General features: G+C 72.0%; 17 protein-coding genes. 5 read left to right on the top strand and 12 right to left on the bottom strand.

The window, feature by feature from the left end; translation table 11 throughout:
* Nucleotides 1-67: 67 nt before the first annotated feature.
* Both rpsO and ACH442_RS08035 read right to left on the bottom strand, forming a co-directional pair.
* Entirely contained in the window at nt 68-337 is a 270-nt protein-coding gene (rpsO, locus tag ACH442_RS08030) for a 30S ribosomal protein S15 (protein WP_203745227.1), read from the bottom strand.
* Between the two features lie 93 nt (nt 338-430).
* The gene (locus ACH442_RS08035; RefSeq protein ID WP_396337213.1) at nt 431-1,363 is read right to left on the bottom strand and encodes a bifunctional riboflavin kinase/FAD synthetase; all 933 of its coding nucleotides are present in this window, start codon (nt 1,361-1,363) and stop codon (nt 431-433) included.
* A gap of 90 nt (nt 1,364-1,453) precedes the next feature.
* Between ACH442_RS08035 and ACH442_RS08040 the strand changes: the two genes are divergently transcribed.
* Together ACH442_RS08040 and ACH442_RS08045 are read left to right on the top strand one after the other, a co-directional pair.
* Nucleotides 1,454-4,207 (top strand): response regulator, encoded by a 2,754-nt coding sequence (locus ACH442_RS08040; protein ID WP_396337214.1) that lies wholly within the window; start codon nt 1,454-1,456, stop codon nt 4,205-4,207.
* On the top strand, nt 4,204-4,605 hold the full coding sequence (locus ACH442_RS08045) for a response regulator (protein WP_396337215.1): 402 nt from the start codon (nt 4,204-4,206) through the stop codon (nt 4,603-4,605). Before ACH442_RS08040 ends, ACH442_RS08045 begins: the two co-directional genes overlap by 4 nt.
* 203 nt (nt 4,606-4,808) lie before the next feature.
* Here the strand turns inward: ACH442_RS08045 and truB are convergent, their stop codons facing one another.
* From truB to rimP, 10 genes are all read right to left on the bottom strand, one after another.
* The gene (gene truB / locus ACH442_RS08050; RefSeq protein WP_396337216.1) at nt 4,809-5,690 is read right to left on the bottom strand and encodes a tRNA pseudouridine(55) synthase TruB; all 882 of its coding nucleotides are present in this window, start codon (nt 5,688-5,690) and stop codon (nt 4,809-4,811) included.
* A gap of 242 nt (nt 5,691-5,932) precedes the next feature.
* Entirely contained in the window at nt 5,933-7,246 is a 1,314-nt protein-coding gene (locus tag ACH442_RS08055) for an MATE family efflux transporter (RefSeq protein WP_396337217.1), read from the bottom strand.
* A gap of 457 nt (nt 7,247-7,703) precedes the next feature.
* Nucleotides 7,704-8,723 carry a bifunctional oligoribonuclease/PAP phosphatase NrnA gene (locus tag ACH442_RS08060; protein ID WP_396337218.1) on the bottom strand — a complete coding sequence of 340 codons (1,020 nt, stop codon included), beginning with the start codon at nt 8,721-8,723 and terminating at the stop codon, nt 7,704-7,706.
* Entirely contained in the window at nt 8,720-9,190 is a 471-nt protein-coding gene (gene rbfA, locus ACH442_RS08065; protein ID WP_396337219.1) for a 30S ribosome-binding factor RbfA, read from the bottom strand. Before rbfA ends, ACH442_RS08060 begins: the two co-directional genes overlap by 4 nt.
* Nucleotides 9,191-9,268: 78 nt before the next feature.
* Nucleotides 9,269-9,562 (bottom strand): DUF503 domain-containing protein, encoded by a 294-nt coding sequence (locus tag ACH442_RS08070; protein WP_396337220.1) that lies wholly within the window; start codon nt 9,560-9,562, stop codon nt 9,269-9,271.
* Nucleotides 9,563-9,596: 34 nt separating this feature from the next.
* Nucleotides 9,597-10,622 carry a TRM11 family SAM-dependent methyltransferase gene (locus ACH442_RS08075; RefSeq protein ID WP_396337221.1) on the bottom strand — a complete coding sequence of 342 codons (1,026 nt, stop codon included), beginning with the start codon at nt 10,620-10,622 and terminating at the stop codon, nt 9,597-9,599.
* Nucleotides 10,623-10,698: 76 nt separating this feature from the next.
* Nucleotides 10,699-13,842, bottom strand: coding sequence for a translation initiation factor IF-2 (gene infB / locus ACH442_RS08080; RefSeq protein WP_396337222.1), 3,144 nt, complete (start codon nt 13,840-13,842; stop codon nt 10,699-10,701).
* Nucleotides 13,843-13,949: 107 nt separating this feature from the next.
* Nucleotides 13,950-14,363, bottom strand: a complete 414-nt coding sequence (locus ACH442_RS08085) for a YlxR family protein (RefSeq protein ID WP_396337223.1) — start codon at nt 14,361-14,363, stop codon at nt 13,950-13,952.
* Nucleotides 14,314-15,330: a transcription termination factor NusA gene (gene nusA / locus ACH442_RS08090; RefSeq protein WP_396337224.1), complete on the bottom strand. Its 1,017-nt coding sequence runs from the start codon at nt 15,328-15,330 to the stop codon at nt 14,314-14,316. Before nusA ends, ACH442_RS08085 begins: the two co-directional genes overlap by 50 nt.
* On the bottom strand, nt 15,327-15,950 hold the full coding sequence (gene rimP, locus ACH442_RS08095; protein WP_396337225.1) for a ribosome maturation factor RimP: 624 nt from the start codon (nt 15,948-15,950) through the stop codon (nt 15,327-15,329). Before rimP ends, nusA begins: the two co-directional genes overlap by 4 nt.
* 171 nt (nt 15,951-16,121) lie before the next feature.
* On the opposite strand from rimP, the gene ACH442_RS08100 reads away from it, so the two are divergent.
* From ACH442_RS08100 to ACH442_RS08110, 3 genes are read left to right on the top strand one after another with little or no spacing between them, the layout of a single operon-like run.
* Nucleotides 16,122-16,598, top strand: a complete 477-nt coding sequence (locus ACH442_RS08100) for a hypothetical protein (RefSeq protein WP_396337226.1) — start codon at nt 16,122-16,124, stop codon at nt 16,596-16,598.
* Between the two features lie 10 nt (nt 16,599-16,608).
* Nucleotides 16,609-17,037, top strand: coding sequence for a ferritin-like domain-containing protein (locus tag ACH442_RS08105; protein WP_396337227.1), 429 nt, complete (start codon nt 16,609-16,611; stop codon nt 17,035-17,037).
* A 14-nt stretch (nt 17,038-17,051) separates the two neighbouring features.
* Nucleotides 17,052-17,762, top strand: a complete 711-nt coding sequence (locus ACH442_RS08110) for a nucleotidyltransferase domain-containing protein (protein WP_396337228.1) — start codon at nt 17,052-17,054, stop codon at nt 17,760-17,762.
* Nucleotides 17,763-17,957: the final 195 nt, after the last annotated feature.

The following is a 17,957-nucleotide window of genomic DNA, read 5'->3' on the forward strand; positions in this document are numbered from 1 at the left end:
TGTGAGCCGCGCGGGTCCGTGGGGTGGTGTAACGCGGGGAGCGGCTCGCGCCGCTCCCCGGGCAAAACTATCGGCGCAGGCCGAGACGCTCGATCAGCGTCCGGTAGCGAGCGATGTCCTTCTTCTGAACGTAGTTCAGCAGGCGGCGGCGCTGGCCGACCAGCAGCAGCAGACCACGACGGCTGTGGTGGTCGTGCTTGTGCACCTTCAGGTGCTCGGTCAGATCGGCGATCCGCTTGGTGAGCATCGCGACCTGGACCTCGGGCGAACCGGTGTCGCCCTCCTTCGTCGCGTACTCACCCATGATCTTGTTCTTGGTGTCCTGGTCGAGCGCCATATTCTCCGAACTTCTGTGTTGCCGCTTCAAGGAATTTTCCGCAACCCGCGGCGTCGGGCAGGCGTGGCGGAACGGTTAAACCCTACCAGGGGGTTACCGGAGCAACACGCGGGTCTCTTCCACGTCAGCCCGGATCTGGGCGACCAACGGCTCGATCGCGTCGTACGTGCGCTGCTCACGAAGGTGCGCCACGAAATCGAGGCTGATCCGCTCGCCGTAGAGGTCACCCGAGAAGCCCAACGCGTACGCCTCCACGCGACGTTCACGTCCCTCGAACGTCGGATTGGTGCCGATCGACACACTGGCCGGCCAGCGCCCCGCGTTCTCCCCGCCGCGGGTCAGCCAGGCGGCGTAGACCCCGTCGGCCGGCACCGCCGCGTAGCGGTGGGTCATCAGGTTCGCCGTCGGGAAGCCCAGCTCACGGCCACGCTGGTCGCCCCGGACGACGACACCGGCGAGCCGGTGCGGCCGGCCCAGCGCGGCGGCCGCGGCCCGCACGTCCCCGGCGTCGACACAACTGCGGATGTACGTCGAGGAGAACACCACCCCGTCGGCCGAGACCAGCGGGGCCTCCTCCACGGTGAACCCGAACGTGCGACCCAGCGTCTCCAGCAGCGTGACGTCACCGGTCGCCTTGTGCCCGAAACGGAAGTTGTCCCCGACCACCACGTCCGCCGCGTGCAACGCCTCGACCAGCACGTCGTGGACGAACTCCTCCGGGCCGAGCCGGGAGAACTCCGGTGTGAACGGGACGACGCAGAGCGCGTCGACCCCGAGCTGCTCGATCAGCTCGGCCTTGCGCACCGACTCGGTCAGCACCGCCGGGTGCGAGCCCGGCCGGACCACCTCGGACGGGTGCGGGTCGAAGGTCATCACCACCGACTGCAGGCCCATGTCGCGGGCGCGCTTCACCGCGTGCCCGATGATCGCCTGGTGGCCGCGGTGCACGCCGTCGAAGACGCCGATGGTCACCACGGACCGGCCCCAGCCACCGGGAACCGATTCCAATCCCCGCCACCGCTGCATCGAAAAGCTCCTCCGCCTTGTCGTCAGCCCTAGCGTATCGACCGCGTATTCCTCCTGCGCTGCGCCCGGATCGGTACGATTGAGACCGATATGAGCGACGAGTGGACCCGCTTTGTCCTGCTCGCCGCGGAGATCACCTTCGCGGTGCTCTTCGTGCGCGCGCTGCTGGGCTACCTCCGCCGCCGCGACCCGCTGCAGGGCGATCTCACCCTGGTCTTCGGGCCGTGCGCGCTGGTCTTCGCGGTCGACCTGCTGTGGCAGACGATCGGCGACAAGCCGGCCTGGACCGGGGCACTGACCGCGGTGCCGCTGATGGCCCAGCCCTACCTGACCCTGCGCCTGGCCGCGCGGCTGCGGCACGTGCCCCGCGCGCTGAGCACCGGCACGCTGCTCGGGTGGGTCGCGCTGGCCGTCTGGCTGACCGTGGCGGCCCGCCCGCTGACGCCCACGCTGATCGTCGCGACGGTGGTCTACTTCCTGACCGCCGAGGTGACCGCGGCGGTCCTGCTCTTCGGCAAGGCGCGCACCCGGACCGGCACGAACCGGGCCCGGCTGATGACCGCCGCCGGTGCCACCCTCACCTTCGCCGTCATGATCACGCTGATCGGCACGGCCGCCGTCACCGGCAGCCAGGAGTGGCGCGCGATCAGCCGGATCATGGCGCTGATCAGTGGGCTCGGTTACCTCATCGCGTTCGTGCCGCCACGGCGCCTGCGCCGGCTGGCCGCGGTCGCCGCCTCGCACTCGATCACCGAGCGGCTGCTGCGCGCACCGGCCGACTCACCGGAGCAGGTCTGGCAGACCTACGCCGAGCTCATGCGCTTCCAGACCGGTGCCGACGCGGTGGCCGTGCTGCTGCCCCGCGCGGACGGGACGCTGGAGCAGACCGGGTACGCCGGCCCGCCGATCGACCTGCCGGACGAGCCGATCGTGGCCGACCCGTCCGGGCTGACCCGGCCCGGCCGCCCGGCCCGGCTCCGCGAGGGCGACCCGGCGCTGCTGCGGCACTTCGGGGCCGGGCTGCGCGACGACTTCGTCACCGTGCTGCGGATGCCGGTGCCACCCGACGTCGAAGGCTGGGTGCTGCTGTTCAACCGGTACCGCAACCTGTTCAGCGACGACGACCTGGGCCTGCTGGCCGAGCTCGGCGGGCAGGCCGGGATCCTCGCCGAACGGCAGGCGGTGACCGTGCGCGAGCGTCGCCTGTCCACCGAACTGAGCCGCTCGGTCGAGGCCCTGACCAGGGCGAACGAGGCGAAGAGCAACTTCCTGGCGAACATGAGCCACGAACTGCGGACCCCCCTCAACGCGATCATCGGGTTCAGCGACCTGATGCGCCTGGAGGAGCCCGAGGGCGACCGCCGCCGCGTCCCGGCCGACTGGGTCGATCACATCCACGGCAGCGGACGGCACCTGCTCGGCCTGATCAACGACATCCTGGATCTGGCCAAGGTCGAGGCCGGGCGGATCGACCTGCGGCTCGCCCCGGTCCGGGTCGACACCGCCATCGAGGAACTGCTCACCACGCTCACCACGCTCCTCTCCGAGAAGCGGCTGACCGTGCGGACCGACATGGCCGCGGTCACCGCGCTCGCCGACCGGCTCCGGCTGCGGCAGATCGTGGAGAACCTGCTCTCCAACGCGATCAAGTTCACCCCGGACGGCGGCCGGATCACGATCACCGTGACCGGGACCGCCACCGACGTCTGCGTGACCGTCGCGGACACCGGGGTGGGCATCGCCGACACCGACGCGGAACGGGTCTTCGAAGAGTTCCAGCAGGTCGGCGACCCCGATCGACGGCAGTCCGGCACCGGGCTGGGCCTGGCGCTGACCCGCCGGCTGGTCGAGGCCCACCGCGGCGACATCACGCTGACCTCGGCGCCGGGTCAGGGCAGTTCCTTCGCGGTACGCCTCCCCGCCGCCCCCGTCGCGCAGCCGAGCACCGGCGGGACCGCCGGGCCGTACGTGCTGCTCGTCGAGGACGACCCGCACTCGGCCGAACTCATGCAGACTCAGCTGACCAACGCCGGATACCGCGTCGAAGTGGCCGGCACCGGCGAGAGCGGCCTGGCCGTCGCCCGCGCCCACAAGCCGGACGCGATCGTGCTCGACGTCGAACTGCCCGGCATCTCCGGGTGGGAGGTGATCCGCCGGCTCAAGGCCGACGCCGCGCTGGCCGGTGTGCCGGTCTTCTTCGCCAGCATCCTGGACGAGGCCGCGGCCGGGCTGGCCCTCGGCGCCCACGACTACTTCATCAAGCCGGTCGACCTGCCGGCCCTGCTCAGCGCGCTCGCCAATGCCATCGCCGCCCGGCCCGCCCCGCGCGTGCTGGTGGTCGACCACGACGACGCGGTCCGCCAGGCCATCGAGGACGGGTTGCGCGCCGGCGGCGCCGACGTGGTGGCCTGCGCCGACGGCCGGGACGGGCTGGCCCGCAGCCGCGCCGAGAACTTCGACCTGATCGTCTGCGACATGCAGTCCCCGTCGGCGGACGGCTTCAGCCTCATGGCCGAACTCGAGCAGGACCCGTCCGGACGGCACACGCCGGTGCTCGGGCTCAGCGCCGCCGCCCTGGCCGAACGCGCCCCCGGCGACACCGCCCCGCTGATCGCGACCGCGATGGCCGGCGGGGTGGTCGCCGAGGCGATGGCCGGCGGCGCGGGGTGGGACAGCCTCGCCCCGCTGCTCGGGCACCACCCGGCGTCGCACCACCCCGCGATCCCGCACCACCCGGCGCACTCCGCCGCCCGTCGCACCGGCGGTGGCGCCCACCCACCCGCGGGCACGATCCACCTGCGTACCGCCGTACCCGTCCACGCCGACCGCAAGGAGGACCAGTGAGCGATCCGCACCGCATCCTGCTGGTGGAGGACGAGGAACTGAACCGCATGCTGGTCAAAGCAGTGCTCTCCCGCGCCGGCGTCGACACGGTCCGCAACGCCGAACTCGTCGACGCGACCACCCTCGAGGAAGCCCGGGAAAGCGTCCGGAACGGCGAATTCGACCTGATCCTGCTCGACCTGAACCTGCCCGACGGCAACGGGCTGACCCTCGCCCGGGAACTCGCCGCCGGCGACGCCGCGTCCGACCGCCCCAAGCCGGTGGTCGTCGCGGTGACCGCCAGCGTGCTGCCGCAGGACCAGAAGGCGGCGCTCGACGCGGGCTGTGACGACTTCCTCGACAAGCCCTATGCGGCGGCCGATCTGGTGGCCACGGTCGCCCGTCACCTCCGGGATTGAACCGATTTGCCGGTACGCCGTGAGCCCGCGCCCGTAGCACCGGCCCGGGATCAGCTCACGTGGCGTCTCGGGATCAGGTCGCGGGTGGCCGGGGCGCGCGTGCGGAGGCCGCCCGGGATCAGGTCGCGGGCGGCCGGGGGCGCGGGGGCTGGGCTGTCGACGTACGCGCGAACGGTGTGCGCCGGGCCGGGACCGGGCGGGCGTCAGGCCGGGGCGAGGACGATCTCGGCGCGGGCGCGGCCGGCGCGCTCGCTGACGATCGCCAGGACCTCGCCCTCCGGGGAGAAGACCGCATACGGCCCGTCGATGCCGACCGGACTCAGCGGACCGCCGTGACGGAGCGTCCGGGTCTCCTCCTCAGTCGCCGTACGCTGCGGGAACGCGCGCCGGGCAGCCTCCGACATGGGCAGTCCGACGACATCGGGGGCGCGCTCCTCGAGCTGCTCCAGGGTGGACGCGGCGTCGAGGGTCATGGCGCCCACCGACGTACGCCGTAATGCCGTGAGATGGCCGCCCACCTGGAGCGACGTGCCCAGGTCACGGGCGATGGCCCGGATGTAGGTGCCCGAGGAGCAGGTGACGTCGACGTCGACGTCGATCACGTCGCCCTGCGCCCGAACGTCGAGAACGTCCAGCCCGTAGATGGTCACCCGGCGCGCCGGGATGTCCACCGTCTCGCCGTCGCGGACCCGCTTGTACGCGCGCTCACCGTTGATCTTGATGGCGCTGACCGCGCTCGGCACCTGGTCGATCTCGCCCACCTGGGTCGCGAGCCACGCCCGGATCGCCGCCTCGGTCACCGCCGCCGCCGACGTGGTCGCGGTGACCTCGCCCTCGGCGTCGTCGGTGACCGTCGACTGACCCAGGCGGATCGTGGCGGTGTAGCTCTTCTGCGCGCCGATCACGTACGTGAGCAGGCGCGTCGCCCGGTTCACCCCGATGATCAGGACGCCGGTGGCCATCGGGTCCAGGGTGCCGCCGTGCCCGACGCGGCGCGTCTTGGCCAGGCGCCGGATCCGCGACACGACGTCGTGCGAGGTCATTCCTGCGGGTTTGTCGACCACGATCAGCCCATCCACGTTCACCCGCCCAGCCTATGGCCCCCGCCCCGGCCGGCTCTCGGCGGTGCTTCAACCATGCTGGAACACCGCCCGTCGCCGGCCGGGAGCACGCGGCTGCGGCTCAGCGGTGGTACGTGGGCGAGGGACCCCTGAGGCCCGGCCGAGGAAGGCCGGGCCGGCGCTCAGCGGTGTCCCGGCCGGGCTGAGGCACCCCCGGAGACCGAGCCGGGGCGCTCGGCCGGCACGGAGGCGGCGGCTGGGGAGGTCTAGCGGGTGGCGCCGGTGACGGTCCAGCGGGAGGAGCGCCAGCGGGACACCGTCGCCAGCAGGCGCACGGCGATGAACAGGGCGAGCCCGGCCCAGACGCCGCCGAGGCCGAGGTCGAACGCGTACGCCAGCCAGATCATCGGCAGGAACCCGAGCAGCGCCGCCAGGATCGTGGTCACGCGCAGGTAGGCGACGTCGCCGGCGCCGATCAGGACGCCGTCGAGCGCGTAGACCACCCCGGCGAACGGCAGCAGCGCGATGAACCAGGGCCAGACGATCGACGTCTGGTCGATCACCGCCTGGTCGTCGGTGAACCACCCGGGGATGACCGGGGCGCCGGCCGCGACCAGGGCCGCGAACCCGATCGCGGCGACGCCGCCGGCGATCGTGACGCGGCGGGCGACGTCCCGGGCCTGGTCGGTGTCCCCGGCGCCGAGGGCCGCCCCGACCAGCGACTGAGCGGCGATCGCGACCGCGTCGAGGGCGAGCGCGGCGAAGAACCAGAGTTGCAGCGCGATCTGGTGCGCACCGACCGCCGCGACGCCGAAGCGGGACGCGACCGCGGTGGCGGAGAGGAAGCACGCCTGGAACGCGGCTCCGCGGATCAGCAGGTCACGGCCGAGCACCACCTGGCCGAGGATCACCGACGGGACCGGGCGCAGCTGCCGCGTCTCCCGGACGAGGGCCAGCAGGAACAGTCCACCCCCGACGGTCTGGGCGGTCACGTTCGCGATGGCCGAGCCGGTCAGGCCGAGCCCGGCCGGGAAGACCAGCAGCGGGCAGAGCGCGGCGGAGAGCACGTTCGCCCCGAGCACGATGAACAGTGGACGGCGGGTGTCCTGGACACCGCGCATCCAGCCGTTGCCGGCCGCGGCGAGCAGCAGCCCGGGCCCGCCGAGCGCGGCGATCCGCAGCCATCCGGCGGCCGCGTCCGCGGTCTGCGGGTTCCCGGCGAGGGCGTGCGCGAGCGGGCCGGCCAGGGTGAGGCCGAGCACGGCCAGGATCACGCCGAGCCCGAGCGCGAGCCAGGAGGCCTGGACCCCTTCGGCGACGGCGGCCGCGCGGTCACCGGCGCCGAAGCGGCGGGCGGCGCGTCCGGTCGTCCCGTACGCCATCAGCGCCCCGAACCAGGCGGCGATCGACATCACGGTGCCGCCGACCGCGACCGCGCCGAGCGGGGTCGACCCGAGGTGGCCGACGACGGCGGTGTCGACCAGCACGTACAGCGGCTCGGCGGCGAGCACCACGAGGGCCGGCAGGGCGAGCCGGGCGATCTGGCGGGAACCGGTGCGCGGCTGGGCAGGCGGGCTCATGGTGTCCCATGATGCCCGCCCGGCGGTAAGGATTACAACCGGGTGGTGGCCCTTACCCTACTGACGCGTGTCCAAAGAGGTCTGCAGCGCGCGGCGCGCCTGCTCACGAGCGTCTTCGGTGGGCTGAGGCTTCGGCTTGGCAGCCATGATGGGATTCCTTCCACGGTGTGGGTGGGGCGCCCACCAGAGCGGGGCGCCCGGAAGCGGTCGAGCGGGACGTCACGAGTGCCGGTCCGGGATCGCCGGACTCCTGGCGGGGTGACGCGACCCGGGCTGGTGAACCCGGGCGGCTCGCGGTCTCACGGAAGGCGGAGGTGTCAGCCTCGCAAAACCAAATCACCGTTCAGGACCCAAACTAACGTTCAATCAACCCATCGCACGGGCGGTTCCCGCGATCCGGGAAGAAACAAAGGGGGCCGCCCTTTCGGACGACCCCCTATGAGCTGTAGAAACGACGTCAGTTCAGATAATCGTCAAGTAGCTGACGCACGGTGTCCACCACCTCACCCGACTCCCCGAACCCGGTGAACCCGGCGGCGAGGCGATGACCTCCGCCACCCTGGGACATCGCCAGGCGGCTCACGTCGACCGCGCCCTTGCTCCGCAGCGACACCGCCCACTCGCGCTCGGCCACCTGCTTGACGAGCACCGTCACATCCGCCTCGGCGGCCGAGCGCACCGGGTCGATCAGCGTGTCCAGCACGTACGGCGGCTGGTCGTGCCTTTCGAGATCGGCCAGCGTGGCCCAGGTCCAGACCAGGCCGCGCCCACCCGCCGCGGACGGCTCCAGCACGGCCCGGCCGAGCACCTCACCGGTCAGCTTCATCGCCCCGAACGGCCGGGTGTCGAAGATCCGCCGGGAGATGTCCCCCGGTTTCAGCCCGGTGGCGATCAGCCGCGCGGCCAGCTCGTGCACCGCGACCGTCGTCGCCTCGAACTTGAACGACCCGGTGTCGGTCGCCAGCGCCACGTAGAAGCACTCGGCGATCTCCGCGTCCAGCGGCACACCCAGCCGGGCGACGAGCTGCTCGGCGAGCACCGAGGTGGCCGCGGCCCGCGGGTCCACCAGCTGGATCGTGCCGAAGCCGGTGTTCGACGCGTGGTGGTCGAGCACGACGCTGACCGGCGCTGCCGCGACCCGGCCGGCCAGGCCGACCAGCCTCGACTCGGCGGCCACGTCGAAGATCAGGAACAGAGCCGGGTCGGCGAAGGCATCCGTCTCCGGGACCAGAAGATCAATACCGGGCAGATCCGCGTACGGCGTGGGGACGCGGAACTCGCCCGGAAACGTCGCCCGGACCCGGGTGAACCCCAGCCGCCGCAGCGCCAGACCGAACCCGAGCATGCTGCCGAGCGCGTCCCCGTCCGGGCTCACGTGGCAGATCAGCTGGATCTCGGCGTCGCCGCCGAGCGCGCGGACCGCCGTGACGGCGGCCTCCCACTGCTCGGCGGCGGGCTCGGTCGACGGCAGTGTCACCCGAGGTCCTCGCGGGCTCCCACCCGCTCGGACTCGGGCTCGTCCTCCTCCGGCTCCTCGACCTTGTACGGGTCGGGGTCGCCGGCGTACTTCTTACCGGCCGCCAACCGCTGGACCTCCTCGTCCCGGTGGCGCGCGGCGGCCAGCAGATCGTCGATCTCCTTCACGTTCTCCTGCACGTTGTCGGCCTTGAACGCCAGGCTCGGCGAGTGCCGCAACCCGAGCGCGTGGCCGACCCGGCTGCGCAGCATGCCCTTGGCACTCTCCAGCGCCGCCGCCGTGGACGCCTGCTCGGTGGCATCGCCCAGAACGGTGTAGAACACGGTCGCCTCACGGAGGTCACCGGTGATCCGGGCGTCCGTGACCGTCACCATGCCCATGCGGGGATCCTTGATCTCCCGCACCAGCGAGGCCACCAGCTCACGAACACGCTCAGCGTGCCGTCGCGTCTTGGCCGGATCCGACATCTCGCCCACCTCCGACTGTGTAACCCGCGGGTCAACGTTGCCCCCGCCTCAACTGCTGAAGCCTACCCATCCGGTCTTTCAGTCGTCGTCGCCGTAAAGGCGGCGTTTGACCGACAACAACTCGATCTCCGGGCGGCCGGCCATCTGGTTCTCGCAGGTGTCGATCACCGATCGAGCCTGTGCGGGATCCGGGGCGACCACCGCCACCCCGATCTGCGCCCGGCCGTGCAGGTCGTGGAAACCGACCTCGGCGGCGCTCACCTCGAACTTCTTCAGCATCGCGATGATCGGGCGGACGTACGAGCGCTTCTGCTTGAGCGAGCGGGAGTCACCGGGCAGGAGCAAATCGAAGACTGCGGTCTCGGTATACATCAGCGAAGAAGGCTACGCCGAGTTGCCGCCCTGGTCAGCCCCTTTTCCTTGCGACCACGACGTCGCGCTCGATGCCCTGGTCGACCCGGTGCGACAGGTTCTCGTGCTCGACGATCTCCAGACCGGCGGCGATCAGGATGTCCTCGGCCAGTTCACGCCGGGCCACCTTGGTGTTCCAGGACAGGCCGATCGCGCCGCCGGGACGCAGCAGCGGCAGCCACTCCGGCACGGCCCGCTCCAGCAGGTCCAGCGGGCGGCGGGAGATGCCACCGGCGTCGTCGTAGGAGCCGTGCGCCACCCCGTACGGCAGGTCCGCCACCAGGACGTCGGCCACGTTGCCCCGGATCAGCCCGTCGAGCTGCGTGGTGTCGGCATGCAGGACGGTCACCTTCTGCACGGCGCCGGCCTTGTGGTCGTCCTTGCTGGCGGCCATCGTGACCTCGAGACGGCGGGCGGCACGGCGGCCCTGGCGGCGCATCGGCACCAGGTCGGCGGTGTGCTTGAGGCGCTTGCGCTTGAGCCAGGTCTGCAGGAACAACTTGTACGCCTCGACGTCCTTGCCGTCGATCTCCACGCCGAGCGCGTCGTAGCCGTACATCAGAGCCTGGTTGAGGGTCGTCCCCCGGCCGCAGAGCGGGTCGAGGACGGTGAGGTGCCCGTCGAGCATCTTCCCGGCGGACGCCGACGCGAGCAGGGTCAGGTTCAGCACCAGCTTGGTGAACTGCTCGTTGGTCTTCCCGGCATACTTCGGGATGGTGATCAGGTCGCTGTCGTAGCGGGCCAGCGGAGTCAGCGTGTGCGGCCGGAGCAGATCCTCCCCGACCAGTTCGAACAGCGCGTACGCCGACGACAGGTTGGACACGTGGGCGACGTCGCGCGGGCTCAGCTCGGCGGTGAACGTCAGGTATTCCACGCCGCCGATCACGGTGATCCCGATCTCCTCCGGCGCCGACGACAGCACCGGGGCGAACGCGGCCAGTTCCGCCTGGGACATGCGGGACGCCTGGTCGGCGTAGACGCGGTTGGCGGACGGGGCGAGCAGCATGGCGTAGCGGGACATGCCGCCCATCTTCCCAGCGGGGAAACGGGGCGGCCCCGGCGGGTAACCCGCCGGGGCCGCTCACGTCAGCCGGGGATCAGGCCCGCGGCTTCTCGCGCATCTCGAAGGTCTCGATCACGTCGCCGATCTGCGGCGTGCCGAACCCACCGAACGTCAGACCACACTCGAAGCCCTCGCGGACCTCGGTCGCGTCGTCCTTGAACCGCTTGAGCGAGCTGATCGTGACGTTCTCCGCCACGACCGTGCCCTCGCGGATGATCCGCGCCTTGGTGTTGCGCCGGATGAGACCGGACCGGACGATACAGCCGGCGATCAGACCAATCTTGGACGAGCGGAAGACCTCGCGGATCTCCGCCGTGCCCAGCTCGACCTCTTCGTACTCCGGCTTGAGCAGGCCCTTGAGCGCCGCCTCGATCTCCTCGATGGCCTGGTAGATCACGCTGTAGTAGCGGATCTCCACGCCGGCGCGGTCGGCCATCTCCTTGACCTTGTTCGAGGCCCGGACGTTGAAGCCGATGATCGTCGCGGTCTGCTCCGACGAGGCCGACGCCAGGTTGACGTCGCTCTCGGTGATCGCACCGACACCGCGGTGGATGACCTTGAGCTGGATCTCGTCCGGAATCTCGATCTTGAACAGCGCGTCTTCCAGGGCCTCGACCGAACCCGAGCTGTCGCCCTTGATGACCAGCGTGAGCGAGGTCTTCTCGCCCTCCTTCAGCTGGGCCATGAGCGTCTCGAGCGTGGCCTTGGCACCGGAGTTCGCGAAGGCGGCCGCACGACGGCGCGCCTGACGCTGCTCGGCGATCTGGCGGACCGTGCGGTCGTCCTCGGCGGCCAGGAACGTGTCGCCGGCGCTGGGCACCGACGTCAGACCCAGCACCAGGACCGGACGGGCCGGACCGGCCTCGGCGACCTGCTTGCCGTTCTCGTCGAGCATGGCGCGGACGCGGCCGTGCGCGCCACCCGCCACGATCGAGTCGCCGGCCCGGAGCGTGCCCTTCTGCACCAGGACGGTCGCGACGGCGCCGCGGCCCTTGTCCAGGTGCGCCTCGACCGCGACACCCTGAGCCGGGCCGTCGATCGGGGCGGTCAGCTCCAGCGACGCGTCGGCGGTCAGCAGGATGGCCTCGAGGAGGTCATCGATGCCGATGCCGGGCTTCGCCGCGACGTTGACGAACATCGTGTCGCCGCCGTACTCCTCGGCGAGCAGGCCGTAGTCCGTCAGCTGCTGCCGGACCTTGTCCGGGTTGGCGTCCGGCTTGTCGACCTTGTTCACCGCGACCACGATCGGCACCTCGGCGGCCTTGGCGTGGTTGAGCGCCTCGACCGTCTGCGGCATCACGCCGTCGTCCGCCGCCACCACGAGGATGACGATGTCGGTGACCTGGGCACCACGGGCACGCATGGCGGTGAACGCCTCGTGACCCGGGGTGTCGATGAAGGTGATGGCCCGCTCTTCCCCCTGGTGGGGAACGATGACCTGGTAGGCGCCGATGTGCTGGGTGATGCCACCCGCCTCGCCGGCGACCACGTTGGTCTTGCGGATCGCGTCGAGCAGCTTCGTCTTACCGTGGTCGACGTGACCCATCACCGTCACGACCGGGGGACGGGTGACCAGACGGTCCTCCGCCACCTCGGCGTCGAGGTTGATGTTGAACTGCGCGAGCAGCTCACGGTCCTCGTCCTCGGGGCTGACGATCTTGACATCGAAGCCGAGGTGCTCACCGAGCAGCAGCAGCGTGTCGTCGGAGACCGACTGCGTCGCCGTGACCATCTCACCCAGGTTGAACATCTCCTGGACGAGCGAGCCCGGGTTGGCGTTGATCTTGTCGGCGAAGTCGGACAGCGAGGCACCACGCGACAGCCGGATCTCCTGACCCTGACCGCGCGGAGCGCCCGAGCTCATCTGCGGAGCCGACAGGTTGTCGAACTCTTGACGCCGCTGCTTCTTCGACTTGCGGCCACGCGTCGGCCGGCCGCCGGGACGCCCGAAGGCACCCGCCGCGCCACCGCCACGGCCGCGACCACCGGCACCACCGGGACGACCCGGAGCACCAGCGCCGACGGGACCGCCGCCACCGCCACCGGGGCCACCGCCACCGGGACGGAAACCGCCACCGCCGCCGCCACCGGGACGGAAACCGCCGCCACCGCCGCCGCCCCCACCGGGACCGCCGCGGAAGCCACCGCCACCGCCGCCGCCACCGGGACGGAAGCCGCCACCGCCGCCACCCGGACCGCCACGACCGCCACCGGGACCGCCGGGACGACCGGCGCCACCGCCGGGGCCGCCACGACCGCCGCCGGGACCGGCGGGACGCTGCGAGGGCATGGACGCGGGGCTGGGCCGCGGCGGCATCGACGCCGGGCTCGGCCGCGGCGGCATGCCGGGCGTGTTGGGACGCGGCATCGAGGCCGGCGAGGGCCGCTGACCGGCACCACCGGAGACACCGAACGGGTTGTTACCGGGACCACGCGCCGGCGGGCGCGGAGCGCCACCGGCCGGACCCGGACGGGGACCACCCTGACCGCCCTGGCCACCGGGGCCGGGACGACCGGCGGCCGGGGAACCCGGACGCGGGCCCATGCCACCGGGACCGGGACGCGGACCACGCGGGCCACCCTCGGCCGGAGCCGCCGGGGCCTGCGGGTTGTTCCGGCGCTCGGTCTCGCGGCGCTCGGCATCCCGGGTGCGGGCGGCCTGAGCCGCCTGCGCCGCCTTGACAGCGGCCTCCTGCTCGGCCTTCAACGCCTGGGCGCGTGCCTCGGCGGCCGCCACCTCGATGTCGTGCGCGCTGGCCGGCTTGCTGACCGGGCCGGGTCGCGGACCCGGACGGCCGGGAACCGGCGCCGGACGGGCCGAGGGCCCGGGCGACGGAGCCGGAGAGGTCGGTGCAGCCGACGACGAGCCGGGACCGGGCGTGGGCCCGGGACGGCGCGGGGGCTGCGGACGGACCGACGGCGGGCCGGGACGCGGCGCCGCGGACGGATTGGCGGCGCCGCCGGACGGGGCGGAGCTGGCCGCGGCCGGCGCGGACGGAGCCGCGGGGACGCTGCCGGCCGCCTCGAGGGCGCCACGGAGCCGCCGGGCCACCGGGGCCTCGACGGTGCTGGATGCGGACTTAACGAACTCGCCCATGTCCTTCAATGTGGCGAGCACGGTCTTGCTGTCGACCCCGAGCTCTTTGGCGAGCTCGTGAACGCGGGCCTTGCCTGGCACTGCACTCCTCATCTCGAGGTCGTGCGAGCAGTGCCCGCACAGACCTCACTCGTGCACTAGAAGCCTGGTCATTTCAGGGACTTCATCGAGTGCTCATCTGGGTCGTCCTACCTTGCTGGGTCGTGACGGGGCGAGGACGCCACGTCATCAGTGGTTCCGGACGGCACGGAGACCGTTCGGATGTGCTCGGCAAGCAGTCCGGCGTCAGCAACACCGGTGAGACGCAACGCACGCCCGAAAGCGTGACGTCGCTCCGCCTGCCCGAGGCAGACCGGATCGGGATGCAGGTGTGCTCCCCGGCCCGGCAGTCGGCGGCTTGGATCGGGCTGAAGCCGGAGGTCTTTCCCGGATCCGACCGCGACGAACCGCAGCAATGAAGCGGCCGGCGCGCGTTTGCGGCAGCCGACGCAGGTTCGCGTCGGGCCGACCGAGAGCAAGTCTACCCCTCGATCGCGGCGACCGCGTATCCGGTCAGTTCCCCGCCTCGGCCGCATCACGGTCCACGACTTGAGCGGGTTCATTGTCCGGGCGGATGTCGATGCGCCACCCGGTGAGCCGGGCGGCGAGCCGAGCGTTCTGCCCCTCCCGGCCGATGGCCAGGGACAACTGGAAATCGGGCACAGTCACCCGGGCCGTCCGGGTGGAGAGATCCACGACGTCGACCCGCAGCGCCTTCGCCGGTGAGAGCGCGTTGCCGACGAACTGCGCCGGGTCGTCCGACCAGTCGATGATGTCGATTTTCTCACCGTGCAGCTCGCTCATCACCGCGCGGACCCGCTGGCCCATCGGGCCGATGCAGGCACCCTTCGCGTTCACGCCCTGGACGGTCGAGCGCACCGCGATCTTGGTGCGGTGACCGGACTCACGGGCGATCGCGGCGATCTCCACGGTGCCGTCGGCGATCTCCGGCACCTCGAGTGCGAACAGCTTCTTCACCAGCGCCGGGTGCGAGCGGGACAGGGTGATCTGCGGGCCGCGGAAACCCTTGGCCACGTGCACGACGATGCAGCGCAGGCGGGAACCGTGCTCGTAGGACTCGCCCGGGACCTGCTCGGACTGCGGCAGCACCGCCTCCAGCTTGCCCAGGTCGACGATCACGATGCCCTTCTCGGCGCGGGCGGCGTCGGCCTGCACCACGCCGGTGACCAGGTCACCGTCGCGGCCCGCATACTCCCCGAAGTGCTGCTCGTCGGTGGCCTCCCGGAGCCGCTGCAGGATGACCTGCTTGGCGGTCATCGCGGCGATCCGGCCGAAGTCGTGGGGCGTGTCGTCCCACTCGCGCACGACCGTGCCGTCCGCGTCCAGCTCCTGCGCCAGCACCGAGGCGACGCCGCTCTTACGGTCGATCTCCACCCGGGCGTGACCTTCCGCACCGTCGGTGTGCCGGTACGCCGTGAGCAGCGCGGTCTCGATGGCCGCGAGGATCGTCTCGAACGGGATCTCCCGCTCGCGCTCCAGGGCGCGCAGCGCCGCGAGGTCGATGTTCATTCCTCGCCCTCCCCTTCGTCTTCTTCGTCATCGTCGTCGTCGTCGCCGAAGTCGGCGTCGTCCATCCGCTTGAACTCGATCTGGACCTTGCCGGCGCCCAGGTCGGCCCAGGCCACCCGGTGCTCCTTGCCGTCCACGTCGAGTGTCACGCCGTCGTCGTCGGTGCTCAGCACGCGGCCGGTCACCCCGTTCACCGCGACCAGGCGGCCGACGTTGCGGCGCCAGTGCCGGGGCTGGGTCAGCGGCCGGTCCACCCCGGGCGACCCGACCTCCAGTTGATACTCCCCCGCGAGGAGCTCACCGCCGTGCTCATCCGCGGCATCCAGGGCCTCGGAGATCTCCCGGGAGACCACGGCCACGTCGTCCAGGCCGATCCCGCCGTCGGCGTCGATCATCACGCGCACCACGAACCGGCGACCGGCCCGGGTCAGCGACAGATCCTCCAGGTCGTAACCGGCCTTGGCGACCACCGGCTCGACGACCTCGCGCAACCGGGCGCGGGCCGCGGTCAGATCGATCCGCGGAGCGACGGGAGTGCTCCGGGTGTCCGGCTCCGGCCGGCTCCGCCGGCCACTCGGGCGACCACCGGGCCGGGCCCCGGCGCGACCACGCTGCGTCATCGGGCTCGACCTTTCCCTCACTTTTGTGCTGCAACGACTATATGCCGCCGGGCAGTCGGTGGCCCCGCGGCTGACGCAGAGCGTAACGCGCCGACCGGTGAAGCGGCGCAGCGCCGCACCAAAACCACCTGATCCGCAGGTCAGCGGCCCGGCACTTCATCCTCGAAGGGGATGGTGTTGACTGACCCGGTGCGGATGAGCGATTCAGGACACACCCGCCGCCGGGTGCTGGGTGCGACCGGCGCCCTGACCGGTCTGGTCACACTGAGCGGTTGCGGGCTCTTCGACGACGATCCCGAGCCACCGAAGGGGCCGGACGCCCTGCAGCCGGTGCTGGACGAGGCGCTCGCGCTGGCCTCGGCGTACGACCGGGTGATCCTCACCGACCAGTCGCTGAGCGCGAGACTCACCCCGCTGAGCCAGGCCCACCGCGCGCACGCCACCGAGTTGGCCAAGGTGATCGGCACGACCCGGCCGAGCGCGTCCGCCGCGCCCGCCGTGGCCGACAGCGTGGCCGCCCTGCGCACCGCCGAGCTGGCCGCGCAGAAGACCGCGGTCGCCGCGTGCAAGGCCGCTCCGGCCGCCCGGGCCGCGCTGGTCGGTTCGATAGCCGCGGCCCGCGCCACTCACGCCGAGGCGCTGCGCTAGTTTTCGGAACGTGAAAGAGGAACTTTCCTCGGCTCTGGCCGCCGAGGACGCGGCCATCTGGGCGTACGGGTTGATCGGCGTCCATCTCACCGAGGGCTCCGAGCAGGACCAGGCCCGGGCCGCCGAGGACACGCACCGCGCCCGCCGCGACGACCTGGTCGAGCAGCTGGCGGCGTTGCAGGCGAGCACCGCGCCCACCCCGCCCGGTTACGAGCTGCCGTTCCCGGTGCAGGACCGGGCGACCGCGCTGAAACTCGCGATCCAGATCGAGGACGGTGTGGCCCAGGCCTGGCGGGTCGTGCTGCCGGTCACCGAGAGCGCGCAGCGGGCCGACGCGCTGTCGGCTTTGACCGACTCCGCAGTTCGCGCGACCAAGTGGCGCAAGCTCGCCCAGGTCACGCCGCTGACCCTGATCTTTCCCGGTCGCCCGGCGGCCTGAGGACAGAGAATGGGGTGGTGATCGAGGAGATCGACACCACGTCCCCGCGCGGTGCGCTCGCCGTCCGGCTCGCCGACGCGGTGCAGCGCCGATGGCCGTCCGAGGTGCAGGCGGTCGGGGTGCGCGGCTCGATCGCGCACGGCGACGACACCGACACCAGCGACGTGAACCTGGTGGTCCTCACGTACCGGCCGCGGACCGGGCCGCGGCCGACGTTGCGCAAGGTCGAGGGCATCCCGGTCGAGCTGGAGGTGCTGGCCGCCGAGGAGGCGCTGGTCAAGGCCCGTCAGTTGACCCCGCGGTGGCCGCTGCTGGCCGATCGGTACCTGACGACGTTCCCGCTGCACGACCCGAAGGACTGCTTCGCCGAGCTGCGCGAGGCCCATCAGAACCTGCTCGGCGAGGCCCGGCCGGCCGAGTTCACCCAGCTCGCGCGGCACGACTGGGCGACCGCGAACGGCGCTCGGCAGCGGGCCATCCGGCTCACCCAGTGGTATGACACGGATGCCGCGCTCGTCATGATCGCCGACGCGCGGGTGCACGCCGCGCTGGTGACGGGGCTGCTCACGCGTACCTGGTTCCGCAACGCGGCCGACGCGGTGAAGCGGACCGGCGTGGCCGCGGCCGACATGCAGGAGCTGGGCGCGCTCCTCAAGTACCAGGCGGACGAGCTGGCCGCCCGCGGCCGTCCGGTCGACGGCACTGCCGGCGCCCTCTTCGACTGAAGATGATCAATTCCATGTGCGCGTACGACGCGAGCGCCGCTGCGCTCGATCCCCCGGCACGAGTCGCGCTCTCCGGCGGGGGGGGGGCCGGGGGGGGGGGGGCCGCCCGCCCCCCGGGGGGGGCCCCCCGGCGGGGGGGGGGGCCCCGCCCGCGCGCCCCCCCGGGGGGGGGGGCGGGGGGGCCGGGGCCCCGCC

The organism is Actinoplanes sp. NPDC020271 (assembly GCF_044388125.1).
In the GTDB taxonomy this organism is placed as follows: Bacteria; Actinomycetota; Actinomycetes; order Mycobacteriales; family Micromonosporaceae; genus Actinoplanes.